We start from the raw sequence: 17,907 nt of genomic DNA on the forward strand, positions 1-17,907 counted from the left end.
GCTCAGGGCGAGAAGTTGGCGAGCAACAGCACCCGGGCGAACGCGGTGGCGCCGCCCTGCACGGTCACGTACCAGGTACCGGCCTGCGGCACGGTGGAGAACACCGCTTCGTTGTTGCCGCTGCGGATCGAACGCAGGTCGTAGTCGGTCGCGCTCGGACGCGCGCCGCGCTTGGCGTACAGCGAGACGTCGCCGGTGCCGCCCTGGGTGATGATCCGCAGCCCGCGCGCGCCGGCCGGGATGTCCAGGCGGAAGGTCTTGGCTTCGCCGGCGGCGCCGCCGAGTTCCACGGCCTTGCCGTTGAGCAGCGCCGGGGTGCCGTCGTCCTGGGCGATCACCGCCACGCTGGCTTCGGCCGCGTTGTTGCCCGCGACCGCGTCCTGCGAGGTGGTTTCGCCGCTGACCGCCAGCTTGACCGTCTTGCCGGCGAGGTCGGCGGTGGCGTTGGCCGACAGCGCGAAGTTGGCGTTGGCGGCGTTGGCCAGGGCGCCGGTGCGGCAGGCGACCGAGGTCTTGCCCGAGGCGATCTGCGGTGCGTCGCAGGTCCACTCGGCCGGCTTGGTCACGCTCAGCGACGGCAGTTCGGCGTCGAGGGCGAAGCCCACGCCGACCGCGTCGGCGCGGCCCGGACCGTGGTTGGTCGCGACCGCGGTGTAGCCGATGCTCTGGCCGACCTGCACCGAGGTGGCGCTGGCGGCCGCGGTCACGCCCAGATCGGCGATTTCGCGCGGCACCAGGTAGGTCACCATCGGGTCGTGGTCGGACATGCGCGTCGGCGAGTTGGCGTCGGCGCGGTTGGCTTCCAGGTAGTCGGCGTTGATGCGGGCGTGGGTGAACTTGATCGAGCTGGTGGCGACGACCATTTCCTCGTTGACCAGGGTGTGGTCGAGGCTCTGGGCCTGGCCGTCGAAGCTGTACGAGTAACGCTCCATCGGGTCGATGGTGCTGGCCAGGTTGATCAGGTTCGGCTCGACCAGGTCGGCGCCGTCGCCGGGCACGGCGGTGGCGTCGTCCGGGCTGGGCGCGCCGATCACGGTGCCCATCGCGTCGGTCAGGCCGTCGTTGAACTCGAACGCGTTGAAGTCGCCGAGCACGATCAGGCGGGTGGCCGGGTTCTGGGTCTGGCGCTGGTTGACGTAGGTGGCCAGGAACTCGGCCTGGCGCTGGCGCTTGAGGCGAACGCGGTCGCCCTCGCTGCCGACCTCTTCGGCCTTGCTCAGCGAACGCTGGTGCACCACCACCACGGTCAGCGGGAACGCGCGGCCGTCGGCGTAGTGGACGACGGCGTCGAGCACCAGCGGCGGACGGTCGTTGAGCTCGTCGCTGTTGCCGTCGGGCTGCACCCACAGGGTGTCCTTGCCGACCTGGGTCACCGCCTGCACTTCCACGCGCGGCTTGCCCGGCAGCACTTCGGCGGTCTTGATCAGGTAACCCACGTCGATGCCGCCCGGATCGTTGCCTTCCTCGAGGTAAGCGACGTAGTTCGGGTTCGGCTGGCCGTTGGCGACCGCGTCGGCGTTGATCTTCGCGGCCAAGTCCTGCAGCGTGCTCAGGTTTTCGATCTCGACCGCGCCGAGGATGTCCGGCGTCTTGAGATAGTCGCGGATGCCGATCGAGGCCTTCTGCTTGCGCCGCGCGTAGGCGTCGGCGGTCGGCAGCGGTTCCTTGATGTTCGGATCGTCGACGGTGTCGAACAGGCGCTGCATGTTGTAGCCGGCGACCGACACCGCGTTCGGATCGACCGTCTCCACCGACGGACGCGGCTGCGGCGCCGGGGTCACGTTGAGCGCGGCGCCGGGTTCGATCAGCAGGGTGTAGCGGCGGAAGCTGTAGTCCAGCGGGCCGACCAGGCCGGCGATGACCGTGCCGGCGGCGAACTCGAGCTTGGCGCCGCCGATCGCGTCGCTGTTGACGACCATCAGCTCCGGGTTGCCGTCCCAGCGCGGGATCGGCGGGACGGTGCCGGCCGGCGGGTTGGTGCCCGGCGGGATGCCGGCTTCGCGGAACGGCCGCGGCACGTCGCCGATGACGCCGTAGAAGAAGCTGCGGTTGGTGCTGGTGAAGTTGGTCTCGTTGACCGAGTTGGCCTGATTCGGCGCGGTGACCTTGAAGCTCTGGATCGCCACGCGCATGCCCTCGTACGGCTCAAGCGCGTCCAGCGGCGAGGTCGGCTGCACCACCGGCAGCACCACCGGCACCGGCAACGGCGCGGTGCCGATCTGGTTGTAGGTGGCGAAGGTCAGTTCGGTCAGCGGCAGCTGGCCCGGGTCGGCGGCCGGAATGTACTCGGCGACCGTGCCGGTCACGCGCACGCGGTTGCCGACGGCGACGGCCGCGGTCGGCGCGGAGCTGGTGAAGACGTAGATGCCCTCGGAGGTCATCGGGTCGGCATCGGCTTCGGCGTCGGTGGCCTGCAGGTAGAAGCCATTGTTCTTGCGCGCGGTGACCACGCCTTCGGTGGTGACGACCTGGTTCTCCAGCGGCGACTTGGCGCCGTTGCCCTGGATGTCGTGGATCGCGATCACGGTGACGTCGTCGTTGACGATGGTCGCGGTGGCGTCGACGAAGCCAGGCGCGGCCGGGGTCGCGCCGCTGATGTTCTGGAACCGCAGCTTGAAGGTTTCGTTGGCTTCCGAAACGGTGTCGCCGTTGACGCTGACCGCGACCGTGGCGCTGCTCTGCCCGGCCGGGATGGTGCCGGCGAGATCGGACACGGCCGCGTAATCGCTGCCCGCGGTGGCGGTGCCGTCGATGGTCGAGGCCTTCCAGCTCACGCCGCCGGCGCCGGCCGGCTGGCTCAGACTCACGGTGAAGGTGAACACGGTGGTGCCGCTGTTGCCTTCGTCGGCCGAGACGTCGGCGACGCTGAGCGCGGGCAGCACCGGGCCGACGCCGCCGCACACGAACGCCGGCGAGGCGCTGTTGCGCGGCGAGGTGGCGGTGATGGTGGCGATGGAGAAGTCGGCGGCGTTGTTGTTGGTGTCGACGCAGCCCTTGTCGTTGCGCATCGCCGAGGTGGAGTTGCTCACCACCGGGGTCGGCGCGTTGGCTTCGGCGCAATTGGCGGTGGGGCCGACGCCGAGCAGATCGATGGTGCCGGCGGGGCACGCGCCGCTGAGCGCGACGATGTTGTTGACCAGCGCGACCTTGAAGTTGGCGCCGGACATGTTGATCGCGCCGACCGAGTCGGGCGTGGGCAGCGCGGGCTGGCTGCCGGCGCCGTCGCCTTGCTTGACCAGGTGATAGCCGCCGGGCGCGATCGAGCCGTTGAGCGTGGTGACTTGCCAGCTGGTGCCGGTGACCGACGCGTACTGCACGCTCCAGCCGGTCAGGTCGACCGCGGTGGCGCCGTTGTTGTGCAGCTCGATGTAGTCGCTCTTGACCGGTGCGCCGGAGTTGCCGCCGCCGCCGTAAGCCTGACTGATTACGACCTGCGCCTGGGCCGTGCCGGCCGAGGCGAAAGCCAATACCACCGCCGCCCAGAGGCGGCTCGTGTTCTTGTCCATGTAGTTCCCCAAGTGAGCGTCTGCCGGCCTCCCCGGCCGCAGACAGCTGGATTGTGCACGAATACTCACTTTCTGGCGTTGCAATGCGATGACGCAGTGCGAGTTCTGCCATCGGTAATGTGCACGTAATCGTTTTATGCGATGCCGTGCGATGCAGTGCAGCATGCGCGGACGCGCCCGGCCCGTGGTTCGGCGCGTGCCCGGCAGTGCGCCGCCGCACCCCTCGGTGCGGCGGCGTGGCGCCTGTTCAGGGTTTTACGGCGCCGGTGCCGCGGTCAGCCTCGCGCTGGCCTGGGCGGCGTTGTTGCCGGGTTGCGGATCGGCCGATTGCGCGGTCGCCGACGCGGCCAGGGTCAGGTCGGTGCCGGCTTGGTCGGCGTAGGTGAGCACGAACAGGCTCAGCGACGCGCCGCTGTCGCGCCACATGCGCGGCGCCGAACACGCCGCGCTGGTGCGGCCGGCCTCGATCTGCGGCGCGCCGCAGTTCCAGTCCGGCGGGGCCTGCACGCGCACGCGGTCGAAGGCCTGCGACAGCGCCATGCCGACGCCGACGCCATGCGCGTCGTCGGGCCCGAGGTTGTCGACAACCACGCGGTACTCCAGCCATTGGCCCGCGGTAGGCGGCTGCGGCGCCTGCACCGACAGCGACAGATCGGCATGGGTGCGCGGCAACAGCCGCACATGCAGCGGATCGGCGTTCGCCGCGCGCAGTTCGCTGCCGGCCTGGTTGCGCGCCGTCGCCGGCTGGCCGGCGTTGATGCGCGCGTGGCGCAACTCGATCGCATCGGTGGCCGCCACCAGCCTCTCGTCGGCGAGTGCGTGCTGCAACTGCTGGCGCGAGCCTTCGACGATGGAGGAATAGCGTTCGCCGTCGGCGCCGGTGGCGGTCAGCGCGATCAGGTTCGGATCGACGCGATCGATGCCGTCGCCCGGCACCAGCGTCCACAGCGGATCGCTGGGCTTGCCGATGAGCGTGCCGACCGGATCGGTGTAGCCGTCGCCGAAGCCGAAGCCTTGCAGATCGCCGAGCACCAGCAGCGGCAGCGCGCCCGCCGCCTGCTGATGTTGCTGCACCCAGCGCGCGAGGAAATCGGCCTGGGCGTGGCGGCGCGAGCGCAGCGCGCGGCCTTGCGCGCTGTCGGCGTCGCTGCCGTCCAGCGGCGCCAGCGCGGCCAGCAGCACGCGCAGGCGGAACTCGGCGCCGTTGTCGCGCACCGTCGCGTCGACGAACTGCGGCGCCTGCTCGAACAGCGGCATCCAGTCGCCCGACGGCAGCGCCAGGGTTTCCTCGCAGCCGATCTGGACGTGGCCGTCGAGCAGCACCCGCGGCGCCGGCCCGACCTGATCGCTGCGCAGCAGGAAGCCCAACTGCAGCGGCGAATCGCTTTCCAACGACACCGCGCGATAGTTCGGATTCGCCTGGCCGGCGGTCGCCGCGCGTTGGTCGATCCGTTGCGCGAGGCGTTCCAGCAGCGCGCGGTTCTCGACGCCGCCGATCGCGACGATGTGCGGCAGGCGCAGCTTGCCGACGATGCCTTCGGCGAGCTTGTCCAGGCGCCGCTCGACCGCGAACGGCTGGCTCGCCGGCTGGCCGGAGTTGGGCGGACTGATTTCGTCGTGGAACGCGCCGAGGTCGTAGTACGCCACATCGACCGGCGGGCGGTACGGATCGGCCGCGTCGACGCCGCTCGGCGCCGGTGCCGGCGCCAGCGCGAGCAGCGCCTGGTCGGCCTGCTGGATCACGGTGTAGCGGCCGCTGCGTTGATCGAGCGGACCGACCGCGTTGCCCACGCGCGCGCCGACGGCGACATCGAACGGCGCGCGGCCGGTCGCGGCGCTGTCCACGCCGATGGCCTCGGGATTGCCGTCCCAACGCGGGATCCAGCCGGCCGGCGCGCCGTTGTCGCGCACGCCGTAGCGCGCGCCGGGTTCGCGCATCGGCGGCGGCGCGTCGGCGGCGCCGTCGAGGAGATAGAACACGCCGTCGCTGACCGTGGTTTCCAGGCCCGCATCGGTGCGGCCGCCGGTCGCGCCGATCACGAGGCGGTCGTCGAGCTGCACGCGCATGCCTTCGAAGGCTTCGTAGCCGGCCGCGCCGAGACCGGGATCGGGTTGCAGCCGGACCAATGCCGGCGGCAGCGGCTGGCGCACGTTGCCGACGTTCTGCGCCGGGTTGGTGGCGACGATGGCGGTCATCGACGCGCGGTCGGGCTGATCGCCCGGCGCGTACAGTTCGGCGACGATGCCGACCGCGCGCACCCGCAACGCCTGCAGGTTGGGATTCGGCGCGGTGCCGGTCTGCACGAACAGCGCTTCGGAGGTCAGCGGATCGGCGTCGGCTTCGGTCGCCGGCGCTTGCAGGAAGAAACCGTCCTTGACGATCGCGGTGACGATGCCTTCGACCTGGACCTGCTGGCCGAGCATCGGCGAGCGCTCGCCGCGGCCCTGGATCGCGTGGATCGGGGTGATCAGCGGATCGTCGTCGAGGATGACCGCTTCGGTGGCGAGGCTGGCGCTGCCGTCGGCGGCGCGCGCGCCGGCGCCCAGGTCGATGCGCAGCTTCACGGTTTCGTTGGCTTCCGGCACGGTGTCGCCGCGCACGGGCAGGGCGAACCTGGCCGCGCTCTGGCCTTCGGCGATGGTGCCGGCCAGGTCGATCGGCAGATAGTCGGCGCCGGCCGTGGCGGTGCCGCCGTCGACGCTGAGCGCGCGCCATTGCGCGCCGCCCGCGCCGGCGGGACGGTCCAGCTTCAGTTCGAATTCGAACGGCGCGTAGCCGTCGTGGCCTTCGCTGCGCGCGACGTTCGCCACGCTCATCGTCGGCGGCGGCGCGGTGTCGTCGTTGAGGAGGGTCGCGACGGTGTCGAGGTAGTCGCCGTTGGCGGTGGTCGCGCCGGCGTGGACCTTGATCTGCAGCGTCACGGTTTCGTCGGCTTCGACCTCGCTGTCGCCGCGCACCGGCAGGACGAAGCGCGCCGAATTCTGGCCGGGCTCGATCCGGCCGCTGAGGTTGATCGGCGTGTAGTCCGCATCCGGCGTGGCGGTGCCGGTGCCGCTGATGTGCACGGACCAATCCACGCCGGTGGGTCCGGCGGGAGCGTCGAGCTTGAGTTCGAATTCGAACGGGGTGACGCCGCTGTGGCCTTCGGCCTTGGCCACCGGCTGCACGCTCAGCTTCGGCAGGGTCGGCGCGCAGACCAGGCGCGCCGACGCGGCGTTGCGCGGGGCGGCCGAGGCGACCGAGAAATCGGCGGCGTTGGACTGGCTGTCCTGGCAGCCGTCGTTCTTGCGCAGGTAGGCGTTGAGCGGCGAGACGACGGCCGCGCGCGCGCTGCCTTCGTAGCAATCGGTCGCGCCGTAGCCGAACAGATCGACCAGCCCCGCTTGCGCGCTCGGGCAGGCCTGGGCGAGCGTGCCGCCGCCGGACAGCAGCGCGAGCTTGCCCGACTGCGGGGCCATGCTGGTCGGGCTGCTGAAGTTGGACGTCGGCAGCGCGCGGCCCGCGGTGGTAGTGCCCATGCGGATCAGGTAGTAGCCGCCGGGCGGCAGGGTGCCGCTGATCTGGGTGCGCTGCCAGCCGCTGCCTTGCTGCGCGTACTGCAGGCTCCAGCCGCCGAGATTGACGGTGGCGTTGCCGGTGTTGTGCAGCTCGACGTAATCGGCGTGATAGCCGTTGGCGCCGGCGTTGGGATAGACCTGGGAGATGACGACCTGGGCGCCGGCGGTGCCGGACAAGGCCACGGCGATACCGGCCGCGAGTGCGCGGCTAGCGAGTTTTTGCATGGAATCCCCTTGAAAGTGCGCCTGCAGACTGGACCGTTGCGACGGTGGGCAGGCGCGACCATTTTAGTTTTCGCGCGTCGCACCGGCCGCGACCGCGTGACCGGCGTCGCGGACGCATCCGCGTTCGGCGCGGCCGGCGCTCGATGCGACAGCGGCCGCGCAGCGCGCGGTCGCGGAGCAAGCCGTCGTGAAGCAGGCAGCCGCGGAGCGATGCGCCCGCGTGCGGCGCGAGGCGTCGCGATGCGGCCCGTTCGCGGCAACCGCGCGCGCCTCCGGCCGCGGTCCGGATGCGCTACGCTTTGCGCCCCTGCCGTGCCCGGCGCTTGCCGCCAAGAGCCCCCGATGTCCGTAGAGAAGAACCAGCGCGAACTGGAAGACGGTATCCATACCGACCTGCAGGGACGCATCACCTACGGCGGCTACCTGCAACTGGACAAGTTGCTGTCGGCGCAGCGCCCGCTGTCGCAACCCGGGCATCACGACGAGATGCTCTTCATCGTCCAGCACCAGGTCTCGGAGCTGTGGATGAAGCTGATCATCCACGAGCTCAGCGCCGCGCTGGCGCACCTGCGCCGCGACCAGGTCTGGCAATGCCAGAAGATCCTCGCGCGCTGCAAGCAGGTGCTGCGCCTGCTGACCGAGCAATGGTCGGTGCTGGAGACGCTGACGCCGTCGGAATACATGGGCTTCCGCGAGACGCTGGGCCCGTCCTCGGGCTTCCAGTCGCTGCAGTACCGCACCATCGAGTTCATGCTCGGCAACAAGAACGAGGACATGCTCAAGGTCTTCGCCTACGACCCCAACGGCCAGGCCGACCTGGAGCGCGCGCTGGCCGCGCCGAGCCTGTACGACGAATTCCTGATGTATCTGGCGCGTTTCGGCCATGCCGTGCCGGCCGCGCACCTGCAGCGCGACTGGCGCCAGCCGCACGTGGCCGACGCCGAACTGCAGCCGGTGTTCGAGCGCATCTACGAGAACACCGACGTGTACTGGCGCGAGTACGCGCTGTGCGAGGACCTGGTCGACCTGGAGAACCAGTTCCAGCTGTGGCGCTTCCGCCACATGCGCACGGTGATGCGCATCATCGGCTTCAAGCGCGGCACCGGCGGCTCCAGCGGGGTCGGCTTCCTGCGGCAGGCGCTGGAGCTGACCTTCTTCCCGGAACTGTTCTCGGTGCGCACCACCCTGGCCCCGGCCGGGGGGTATGGGGCCTGAGCGGCGTCCGCGGCGGCGTCGCGGCGGAGCGGAAAGCGTCGGGGCTGAAGCCCCTCCCACAAGCGCCAGTTCCGGCCGACGCCGGCTGTTGTGGGAGGGGCTTCAGCCCCGACGCTTTCGCGCCAGCTCGCCGCGCACCAAACCGCAAACCATGACAGTTGTCACCCGATAGCGGCAAGAAGCCCGCCAGAAGCCGGACTTTCCCGACCCGCCCGGCGCAAAATCCTCGCCCGTTCAGGCATTTGCAAGCACGAATGTTGCGCCGCAACACGCGCCCCGCACCTTCACGAATGTTTGACGCCGCCGGCCTGTGCCGGTAAATCTCCCCGGCCCGTGCCGTCGGCGTGGGATTTTCATTCAGTTTCCACACGACAGGGGACACCGCATGAGCGGAGCCGCGATACCGACCCAGGGCCAGGCGCCCATTCCCGAATTCTCCACGCGGCTGGGCCATCCCAAGCCGTTGTGGATGCTGTTCATGACCGAATTCTGGGAGCGCTTCGCCTTCTACGGCATCCGCTGGGCGCTCGTGCTGTACATCGTCCACCAGTTCCACGGCGGCGACGCCGCCGGCGAGGCGCCGGCCAACCGCGTCTACGGCGCCTACCTGGCCCTGGTCTACGCCGCGGCGATCTTCGGCGGCTACGTCGCCGACCGCATCCTCGGCTACCAGCGCTCGATCCTGCTCGGCGCGGTGATCATGTCGGCGGGCTTGTTCATGATCGCCTTGCCGAACGAGCAGATCTTCAAGCTCGGCCTAGCCACGATCATCTGCGGCAACGGCCTGTTCAAGCCGAACATCTCGACCATGGTCGGCAAGCTCTACGCGGTCGGCGACGAACGCCGCGACTCGGGCTTCACCATCTTCTACATGGGCATCAACCTCGGCGCGATGCTGGCGCCGCTGCTGACCCAGTACCTGGCGCAGAAGATCTTCGGCAGCGAATCGCTGCCGGACTACAAGATCGTCTTCATCTCCGCCGGCATCGGCATGCTGATCAGCCTGGTGTGGTTCTGGTTCGGCCGCGCCGGCCTCAAGGGCATCGGCGTGCCGCCGGAAGGCCAGCAGGACCCGCGCAAGGTGCTGTACGTGTTCCTCGGCGCGGTGGTCGCGATCCCGGTCGTGTACTTCCTGCTCGCCATGGGCGCCGGCGCGCTGCAGGGCGTGCTGACCGCGATGTTCCTGGGCTTGTGCGGCCTGCTGCTGGCCGAAGGCTTCCGCGAAGGTTCGCAGCAGCGCGACAAGGTCGTCGCGATGCTGATCATCTTCACCTTCAACATCCTGTTCTGGATGTTCTTCGAGCAGGCCGGCAGCTCCTTCACCTTCCTCGCCGACAAGATCGTCGACCGCGACATCTTCACCGGCGGCCTCGCCGACCTGGTCTACAGCCTCAGCGGCGAGCGCGTGTTCCCGACCGCCTGGTTCCAGTCGGTCAACTCGGTCGCGATCATTACCCTGGCCCCGCTGATCGCCTGGATCTGGGTCGCGATGGGCAAGGCCAATCCCTCGATCCCGCGCAAGTTCGGCCTGGGCCTGATCTTCAACGGCCTGGCGTTCCTGCTGCTGATGTTCGCCCTGGGCAACCTGCTGGACAACGGCAAGATCCCGTTCTGGACCCTGTTCGCGGTGTACTGGATCCAGTCCATCGGCGAGCTGTGCCTGTCGCCGATCGGCCTGTCGATGGTGACCAAGCTGGCGCCGGTGCGCCTGGTCGGCTTCGGCATGGGCGGCTGGTTCCTGTCGACCGGCATCGGCAACAACCTCTCGGGCATCTTCGCCGGCCACGTCAGCGGCGAAGGCGGCATGACCACGACCTCGGCGCTCGGCGGCTACACCTTCGGCTTCTGGGCCCTGGTCGGCGCCGGCGTGCTGCTGTTCCTGATCGCGCCGCTGGTGCAGAAGCTGATGCACGGCGTGAAGTGATCGCGCCGCGGGTTTGAACGCGAAAACGGCGGCCGCTTGGCCGCCGTTTTCGTTCGTGCGATGGTGCGCGACAGGCGAGGCACAAGGAGCGCCCGCGATGAACGTCGGCATCTTCCACTGGTTGATCCTGTTCGCGCTGATCGGCGGCGCGGCCGGCGCGGTGTGGCTGATCTCTTACCTCGCAAACCGGCGGAAATAGACCCGCAGCCGCAGCGCCCCCCGTAGGAGCGGCGCAAGCCGCGACCGCGACAACGCAGCGACGGCGCAACCGTCGTCGCAGAGCCGCAAGCCGGGTTGTTCGGTGCGGCCGTCGTGGCTGTGTTTTCGCGGTCGCGGCTTGCGCCGCTCCTACACGGCGCAACCGGAACTTCAGCGCGATTCGGCCGCCATCTCGGCCTCGGCCTGCATCTCCAGCTCGTCCAGCCGGTCCAGCAGCCGGAACAGCGCGTCGCGTTCGGCCGTCTCGATCCCGGCCAGCAGCCGCTGCTCGAACGCCAGCGCCATCGGCGCGACTTCGTCGTAGATCCTGTAGCCGTCCGGCGACAGCCGCAGCACCGAGCGGCGGCGGTCGTCGTCGTGGGTGTCGCGCTCCAGCCGGCCGGCCTCGGTCAGGCGCGCCACCGCGCGGCTCACCGCCACCTTGTCCATCGCCGTGCGCTGGGCGACCTCGTTGGCCGACAGCTCGGGGAAGCGCCCGAGCACCGCCATCACCCGCCATTCGGTCACGCTCAGCGCGTAGCGCTCGGAATAGACCCGGGCGATCGCGCCGCTGACCCGGTTCGACAGCACCGACAGGCGGTAGGGCAGGAAGTGGTCGAGGTCGAGCTCGGCGTGACGGCCGCTGGCGCGTGCGGCCGCGCGCTGCGGCGCGGCCGGGGCCTGTTCAGGCGCGCCGGTCGCGGACGGAGCCGCGGCCCCGGATTGGGAAGTCGGTCGATTCATGTTGCGCTATGCCTTGCTTATGGTTTCATTTGAAACTATAACGGCTACTTTCCTGAGGCCGCCCGCAGCGGACCCGCCCGCCACGTATCGAGAACAATGCCATGAATGCACAGCCCAACCTCGGCATGCAGGTCACCACCTTCGAAAATCCGCTCGGCATCGACGGCTTCGAGTTCGTCGAGTTCGCCGCGCCGAAGGGCCAGGGCGCCCTGCTGCACGACTACTTCCGCAAGCTCGGCTTCAGCGCCGTGCTCAAGCACAAGTCGCGCCCGGTCACCGTCTACCGCCAGGGCGGGGTCAACTTCCTGGTCAACGAGACCCCCGACAGCTTCGCTTCCGCGTTCGCCGAAGCCCACGGCCCCTGCGCCAGCGGTTTCGCGATCCGCTTCAAGCAGCCGGCCGGCGACGTGCTCAAGGCGGTGCTCGCCAACGGCGGCGAAGCGGTGACCGACCGCGCCGACACCCGCGTGATCGACGCGCCGGTGGTCAAGGGCATCGGCGACTGCATGCTGTACCTGGTGGACCAGTACGGCGACAAGGGCGACGCCTACGCCGACTACGAGCCGATCGCCGGCGCCGAGCAGAACCCGACCGGGTTCGGCCTGACCTTCATCGACCACCTGACCCACAACCTGTACTTCGGCAACATGCAGAAGTGGTCGGACTACTACGAGCGCCTGTTCAACTTCCGCGAGATCAAGTACTTCGACATCAAGGGCGCCAAGACCGGCCTGGTGTCGAAGGCGATGACCGCGCCGGACGGCATCGTGCGCATCCCGCTCAACGAGTCCAACGACCCCAAGAGCCAGATCAACGAATACCTCGACGCCTACAAGGGCGAGGGCATCCAGCACATCGCCTGCTTCACCGACAACATCTACGACACCGTCGAGGCGATGCGCGCGCAGGGCGTGGAGTTCCTGGACACGCCGGACACCTATTTCGACGTGATCGACATGCGCGTGCCCAATCATGGGGAAGACGTCGCCCGGTTGGCCAAGAACAAGATCCTGATCGACGCCGATCCGGAAACCCACCAGCGCAAGCTGCTGCAGATCTTCACCCAGAACGCGATCGGCCCGATCTTCTTCGAGATCATCCAGCGCAAGGGCAACGAAGGCTTCGGCGAGGGCAACTTCCAGGCCCTGTTCGAGAGCATCGAACGCGACCAGATGAAGCGCGGCGTACTATAAGCGCTCCTCCTCGCAAGGCCGTGGACATGCTCAAGGAACTGATCGACCTGTTGACCTGCCGGGAACTCGATCCGGAGGAACTGGCGGAGCTGGTGGCGTCGATCGAAAACGCCGGCGACGATCCGGATCTGGACTGGATGGACGATCCTTCGCCGGAAGAGCTGATCCAGAACGCGATCGTGTTCAAACTGGTGAACCACCTCGCCGTCGGCGACAAGATCGACGAAGTGCACGAGCAGGTCAGCGATTTCTTCGCCGAGCCGCTGGCCGATTTCCCGCGTCACGCCAATGGGCGCGGGTATCTGCCGGACGAGTACTTCGCCTGGCTCGACCCGCTGCTGGCCGAGCGCGGCAAGGACGGCGGCGGTTATCGGTTGATGCTGCTCGACGACAGTTTCAGCGACCAGTTGAATGCCTTGCTGGTGTGGCGCAAGGACACCGCGCGGGTGCTGGAACTGGCCGGCGCGCTGGCGCTGTCGATCGAGTCCTCGACCGAGCGCTCCCTGGGACACCGCCCGGTCATGTGAAGGCGGCGGCCGCGCCGGCGCTGGAGCGCCGGTGCGCGGCCGCGAAGATTCGAAACGGCGTCGTCGAACGGCGGCGCCACGCCGCCGACGCGCGCGGCGATCAACCGCATAGCGAGTCCGATAGCGAGCCCGTATGAGCACCGCAGCCAACGACATCGACAACGTGATCCCGATGCCCAGCACCGACTCCGTGCGCCAGCGCCCGCGCGGCTACATGAGCGGCTTCGGCAACGAATTCGCCACCGAAGCCGTCGCCGGCGCGCTGCCGGAAGGGCAGAACTCGCCGCAGCGCGCGCCGTTCGGGCTGTACGCCGAGCAGCTCAGCGGCACCGCCTTCACCGCGCCGCGCAAGGAAAACCGGCGCAGCTGGCTGTACCGGATCCGCCCGGCGGCGATGCACGGCGCGTTCTCGCCGTTCGCGCAGCCGCGCTTCCACAACGACTTCGGCGACGGCCCGGTTTCGCCCGACCAGCTGCGTTGGGACCCGCTGCCGCTGCCCGAGAGCGAGGGCGAGGTCGATTTCGTCGACGGCCTCTACACCATGGCCGGCAACGGCTCGGCCGCCGGCCAGCACGGCTGCGGCATCCACCTGTACGCGGCCAACCGCTCGATGCAAGGACGGTTCTTCTACAACGCCGACGGCGAGACCCTGATCGTGCCGCAGCTCGGCCGCCTGCTGATCGGCACCGAACTGGGCGCGCTGGAAGTCGAGCCGATGGAAGTCGCGGTGATCCCGCGCGGCATCCGTTTCCGGGTCGAACTGGTCGACGGCGCCTCGCGCGGCTACGTGTGCGAGAACTTCGGCGCGCTGCTGCGGCTGCCGGACCTCGGCCCGATCGGTTCCAACGGACTGGCCAATCCGCGCGATTTCTCCACCCCGCACGCGTCCTACGAAGACCTGGAAGGCACGTTCGAGCTGGTCGCCAAGTTCCAGGGCCACCTGTGGCGCGCCGACATCGGCCATTCGCCGCTCGACGTGGTCGCCTGGCACGGCAACTTCGCGCCGTACAAGTACGATCTGCGCCGCTTCAACACCATCGGCTCGATCAGCTTCGATCATCCCGACCCGTCGATCTTCACCGTGCTGACCTCGCCCAGCGACACGCCCGGCACGGCCAACATCGACTTCGTGATCTTCCCGCCGCGCTGGCTGGTGGCGCAGCACACCTTCCGTCCGCCGTGGTTCCACCGCAACGTCGCCAGCGAGTTCATGGGCCTGGTGCACGGCGTGTACGACGCCAAGGCCGGCGGCTTCGCCCCGGGCGGCGCCTCGCTGCACAACTGCATGACCGGCCACGGCCCGGACGCGGAGACCTTCGAGAAGGCCTCGCACGCCGACTTGAGCAAGCCGCACGTCATCGTCGACACCATGGCCTTCATGTTCGAGACCCGCGCGGTGATCCGCCCGGCTGCGCAGGCCTTCGACGCCGCGCACCGCCAGCGCGACTACCAGGCCTGCTGGGCCGGATTGCAGAAGCACTTCGATCCGGTCGGGCGCGACTGAGCGCGGCGGCGGCGCTTGGGGGCGAAGTTTTTGCGTTGTTGTGGGAGGGGCTTCAGCCCCGACGCTTTTCTCTCGGCTCTGCATGAGCTGAAGCCAGAGCGTCGGGGCTGAAGCCCCTCCCACATTCGCAAGTGCCGTCCATTGCCCGTCGCGCACCGCGTTTCTCACTGCGTTCACGCAAAAACGCTAGGCTGCTCCGGCCTTTCGCAACGCGCCCACTGCGCCGGAGTCTGCCGATGTTTCCCGCTGCGAACGCCCGTCTTTCCCTGCTCGCTGCCGCGCTGCTGGCGTTGGGGCTGAGCGCCTGCCAGCGCGAATCCGCACCCGCGCCGAAAGAGTCGGCCAGCACCGCGCCCGCGGTCGATCAGGCGCCGGCGGACGACCAGCCGGCCGAGAACGTGCCGCCGGCGACCGCGCCGGCACCAACGCCGCCGCCCGCGTCCGGCGCGGGGCTGGCGCGCTTCGACGGCTACGGCGAGATGCGCTTCGGCATGACCGCCGCGCAAGCCAAGCAGGCCTGGGGCGGCGAGCTCAAGGGCAAGCCCGACGAAGCCGGCGGCTGCTACTACCTGCAGCCGATCTGGGGCAGCGATCCGCGCGAGTTCGGCTTCATGGTCGAGGACGACAAGTTCGTGCGCGTGGACGTGGGCAACGACAAGGAGGTCGCGCCCGGCGGCGGCAAGAAGGGCATGAGCGCCGACGAGATCGGTAAGCTCTATGCCGGCCGGGTCGAAGTCCAGCCGCACAAGTACGAGCAGGGCGCCAAGGTGCTGCGGGTCGGCGACGCCAGCGGCGGCGTGCTGGTGTTCGAGACCGCCGGCGACGGCAAGGTGGCGCGCTGGCGCATCGGCATCCCGCCGCAGGTCGATTACGTCGAAGGCTGCTCCTGAGGCGGCCGGGCTGGGCATAATCGGCCGATGGGGCCGGGGCCGAACGCCCCGCCGCCGCGCCATCCAGAGCCACTAGGGGAAGAACGCCATGTTGGAAGCCGTCGGCTTGTTCGTGCTGGGCCTGTTGTTGCTGGCCCTGGGCGGCGACTCGGTCGTCAAGGGCGCCTCCGGCCTGGCCCAGCGCCTGGGCATCTCGCCGTTCGCGGCGGGGTTGGTGCTGGTGGCCTTCGCCACCTCGCTGCCGGAGCTGGCGGTCAACCTGCAGGCGGTGGTGCGCGGCCAGCAGGCGCTGGCCTTGGGCAACGCGGTCGGCAGCAATATCGTCAATTTCGGCCTGACCCTGGGCCTGGCGGCGCTGGCCGCGCCGCTGACGGTGCGCTGGCGCGCGCTGGCGCCGCTGTTGCTGGTGCTGCTGCTGGGCACCGTCGGCGTGATCGGCCTGGGCCTGGACGGCGCGCTGAGCCGCGGCGAGGGCCTGGCGATGCTGGCGGTGTTCGTCGCCGTGGTGGTGTTCGCCACCGTGCGCACCCGCCACGAAAAGCCCGAAGTGCAGGACGCCATCGCCGCGTTCGCGCAGACCCAGACCCACCTCGGCCTCAACCTGATCCGGCTGCTGATCGCCGCGGTGTTGCTGCACCTGGGCGCTTATCTGATCGTCGGCGGCCACGGCCTGTGGAGCCTGCACGCGCCGCTGCCGGCCGCGGCCGGCGGCTTCGGCTCGCCGAACGCGGCGATCATCGGCGCGGCGATGGGCCTGTCGCCGCTGCTGGCCGGCCTGCTGCCGGTGGCGATCGGCACCGCGCTGCCCGAGGCCGCCGCCGCGGTCGCCGCGGCACGGCGCGGGCAGGGCGAGATCGTGGTCGGCCATGTGATCGGCTCGAGCCTGTTCAACCTGCTGTTCGTGCTCGGCGGCATGGCCGCGCTGCGCACGCTGCCGTTGCCGGCCTCGTTCGTGCGCTTCGAATTGCCGGCCGCGGCGGTGTTCGCGCTGATGCTCTATCCGATGCTGCGTGGCGACCTGCGCATCAGCCGGCGCGAGGGCGCGGTGCTGGTGCTGGCGCTGCTGGCGTGGATCGGGCTGGAACTGGCGATGCTGGGCTGAGCCCGCTTCGGCGCGGCGCCCGCGCCTGCGCCGAGCCGGGCGTCCACAAACCCCATGCAAGTCTCGCGCCTATAATGGCGGGATGAGCGAAATCACTCCCACGCCGCGGCTGCCGCGACGCGCGTTGCGCGCGCTCAGCGAGTTCTTCCGCCTCGAAGCCGCCGGCGGCATCGTCCTGATCGCCGCCGCGGTCCTGGCCCTGGTCGCCGCCAATTCGCCGCTGCAAGCGGCCTATGAAGCCTTCCGCGAGATCCCGGTGCAGGTGCGCATCGGCGCGCTCGACATCGGCAAGCCGCTGCTGTTGTGGATCAACGACGGCTTGATGGCGATCTTCTTCCTGGTCGTCGCCCTGGAGATCAAGCGCGAAGCGCTCAGCGGGCAGCTCGCCGAGCGTTCGCAGCTGGTGCTGCCGCTGGTCTGCGCGATCGCCGGCGTGGTCGCGCCGGCGCTGCTGTTCTTCGCCCTCAACCGCGACGACGCCGCGGCGATGCGCGGCTGGGCGGTGCCGACCGCGACCGACATCGCCTTCGCCCTGGGCGTGCTGGCGCTGCTGGGCTCGCGCGTGCCGGTGGCGATGAAGCTGCTGTTGTCGACCATCGCCGTGGTCGACGACCTGATCGCGATCCTGATCATCGCGTTCTTCTATTCGCACGGCCTGTCGGTGAGCGCGCTGGTGTGGGCGGCGGTGGCGCTGGCGATGATGGCGCTGCTCAACCGGCGCGGGGTCAAGTCGCTCGGCCCGTACCTGGCGCTGGGCGTGGTGCTGTGGGTGTGCGTGCTCAAGTCCGGCGTGCACGCGACCCTGGCCGGCGTCGCCACCGGCCTGCTGATCCCGCACGTCGACAAGACCAACAACATCGACGACGACAAGGAACACTCGCCGCTGGAGACCCTGGAGCACGCGCTGCATCCGTGGGTGGCCTACGCGATCCTGCCGCTGTTCGCCTTCGTCAACGCGGGCCTGTCGCTGGGCGGGATCGAGATGAAGGACATGATGGCGGCGCTGCCGATGGGCGTGGTGCTGGGCCTGGTGGTCGGCAAGCCGGTCGGCATCGTCGGCGCGGCGCTGCTGATGCGCGCGCTGGGCTGGGCGCGGTTTCCGGCCGGCATGGACCTGCGCGCGATGGTCGGCCTGGGCCTGATGTGCGGCATCGGCTTCACCATGAGCCTGTTCATCGCCTCGCTGGCCTATCAGGACCCGGTCTTGTACGAAGAGGCCGTCCTCGGCATCCTCGGCGCCTCGCTGCTGTCGGCGGTGATCGGTTATGTCTGGCTGCGCGCGGTGTTGCCCGCGCGCGGCGGCGCCCAGGGCTAAGAACGA

General features: G+C 69.5%; 11 protein-coding genes and 1 pseudogene. 8 read left to right on the forward strand and 4 right to left on the reverse strand.

What is annotated here, in order from left to right:
* Nucleotides 1-2: 2 nt before the first annotated feature.
* Entirely contained in the window at nucleotides 3-3,506 is a 3,504-nt protein-coding gene (locus tag JHW41_RS04755; protein ID WP_284499530.1) for a lamin tail domain-containing protein, read from the reverse strand.
* 255 nt (nucleotides 3,507-3,761) lie between these two features.
* Complete coding sequence (locus tag JHW41_RS04760; protein ID WP_250449209.1) at nucleotides 3,762-7,289, reverse strand: lamin tail domain-containing protein; 3,528 nt, start codon at nucleotides 7,287-7,289, stop codon at nucleotides 3,762-3,764.
* A 342-nt stretch (nucleotides 7,290-7,631) separates the two neighbouring features.
* On the opposite strand from JHW41_RS04760, the gene JHW41_RS04765 reads away from it, so the two are divergent.
* Nucleotides 7,632-8,504, forward strand: coding sequence for a tryptophan 2,3-dioxygenase (locus JHW41_RS04765; protein ID WP_057948951.1), 873 nt, complete (start codon nucleotides 7,632-7,634; stop codon nucleotides 8,502-8,504).
* Between the two features lie 104 nt (nucleotides 8,505-8,608).
* On the opposite strand, the pseudogene JHW41_RS26375 reads toward JHW41_RS04765, so the two are convergent.
* Nucleotides 8,609-8,662, reverse strand: a pseudogene (locus JHW41_RS26375) (hypothetical protein); the annotation flags it as partial.
* Between the two features lie 227 nt (nucleotides 8,663-8,889).
* Here JHW41_RS26375 and JHW41_RS04770 point away from each other — a divergent pair.
* Complete coding sequence (locus JHW41_RS04770) at nucleotides 8,890-10,428, forward strand: peptide MFS transporter (RefSeq protein ID WP_250449210.1); 1,539 nt, start codon at nucleotides 8,890-8,892, stop codon at nucleotides 10,426-10,428.
* 369 nt (nucleotides 10,429-10,797) lie between these two features.
* On the opposite strand, the gene JHW41_RS04775 is transcribed toward JHW41_RS04770, so the two are convergent.
* The gene (locus tag JHW41_RS04775) at nucleotides 10,798-11,370 is read right to left on the reverse strand and encodes a MarR family winged helix-turn-helix transcriptional regulator (RefSeq protein WP_078998170.1); all 573 of its coding nucleotides are present in this window, start codon (nucleotides 11,368-11,370) and stop codon (nucleotides 10,798-10,800) included.
* 101 nt (nucleotides 11,371-11,471) lie between these two features.
* Here JHW41_RS04775 and hppD point away from each other — a divergent pair, with 101 nt between their 5' ends.
* The 6 genes from hppD (at nucleotide 11,472) to nhaA (ending at nucleotide 17,901) form a co-directional block, all read left to right on the forward strand.
* Entirely contained in the window at nucleotides 11,472-12,563 is a 1,092-nt protein-coding gene (hppD, locus tag JHW41_RS04780; RefSeq protein ID WP_250449211.1) for a 4-hydroxyphenylpyruvate dioxygenase, read from the forward strand.
* 26 nt (nucleotides 12,564-12,589) lie between these two features.
* A complete protein-coding gene (locus JHW41_RS04785) occupies nucleotides 12,590-13,090 on the forward strand; it encodes a hypothetical protein (protein ID WP_057948948.1) in 501 nt (166 codons plus the stop codon).
* A 172-nt stretch (nucleotides 13,091-13,262) separates the two neighbouring features.
* Nucleotides 13,263-14,594, forward strand: a complete 1,332-nt coding sequence (hmgA, locus tag JHW41_RS04790; protein ID WP_250451414.1) for a homogentisate 1,2-dioxygenase — start codon at nucleotides 13,263-13,265, stop codon at nucleotides 14,592-14,594.
* Nucleotides 14,595-14,830: 236 nt separating this feature from the next.
* Nucleotides 14,831-15,484: a lectin gene (locus JHW41_RS04795; RefSeq protein WP_250449212.1), complete on the forward strand. Its 654-nt coding sequence runs from the start codon at nucleotides 14,831-14,833 to the stop codon at nucleotides 15,482-15,484.
* An 88-nt stretch (nucleotides 15,485-15,572) separates the two neighbouring features.
* Nucleotides 15,573-16,586 carry a sodium:calcium antiporter gene (locus JHW41_RS04800; protein WP_250449213.1) on the forward strand — a complete coding sequence of 338 codons (1,014 nt, stop codon included), beginning with the start codon at nucleotides 15,573-15,575 and terminating at the stop codon, nucleotides 16,584-16,586.
* Between the two features lie 82 nt (nucleotides 16,587-16,668).
* Nucleotides 16,669-17,901 carry a Na+/H+ antiporter NhaA gene (gene nhaA / locus JHW41_RS04805; RefSeq protein WP_250449214.1) on the forward strand — a complete coding sequence of 411 codons (1,233 nt, stop codon included), beginning with the start codon at nucleotides 16,669-16,671 and terminating at the stop codon, nucleotides 17,899-17,901.
* Nucleotides 17,902-17,907: the final 6 nt, after the last annotated feature.

Origin of the sequence: Lysobacter enzymogenes (assembly GCF_023617245.1) — a bacterium.
GTDB classification, from domain to species: domain Bacteria; phylum Pseudomonadota; class Gammaproteobacteria; order Xanthomonadales; family Xanthomonadaceae; genus Lysobacter; species Lysobacter yananisis.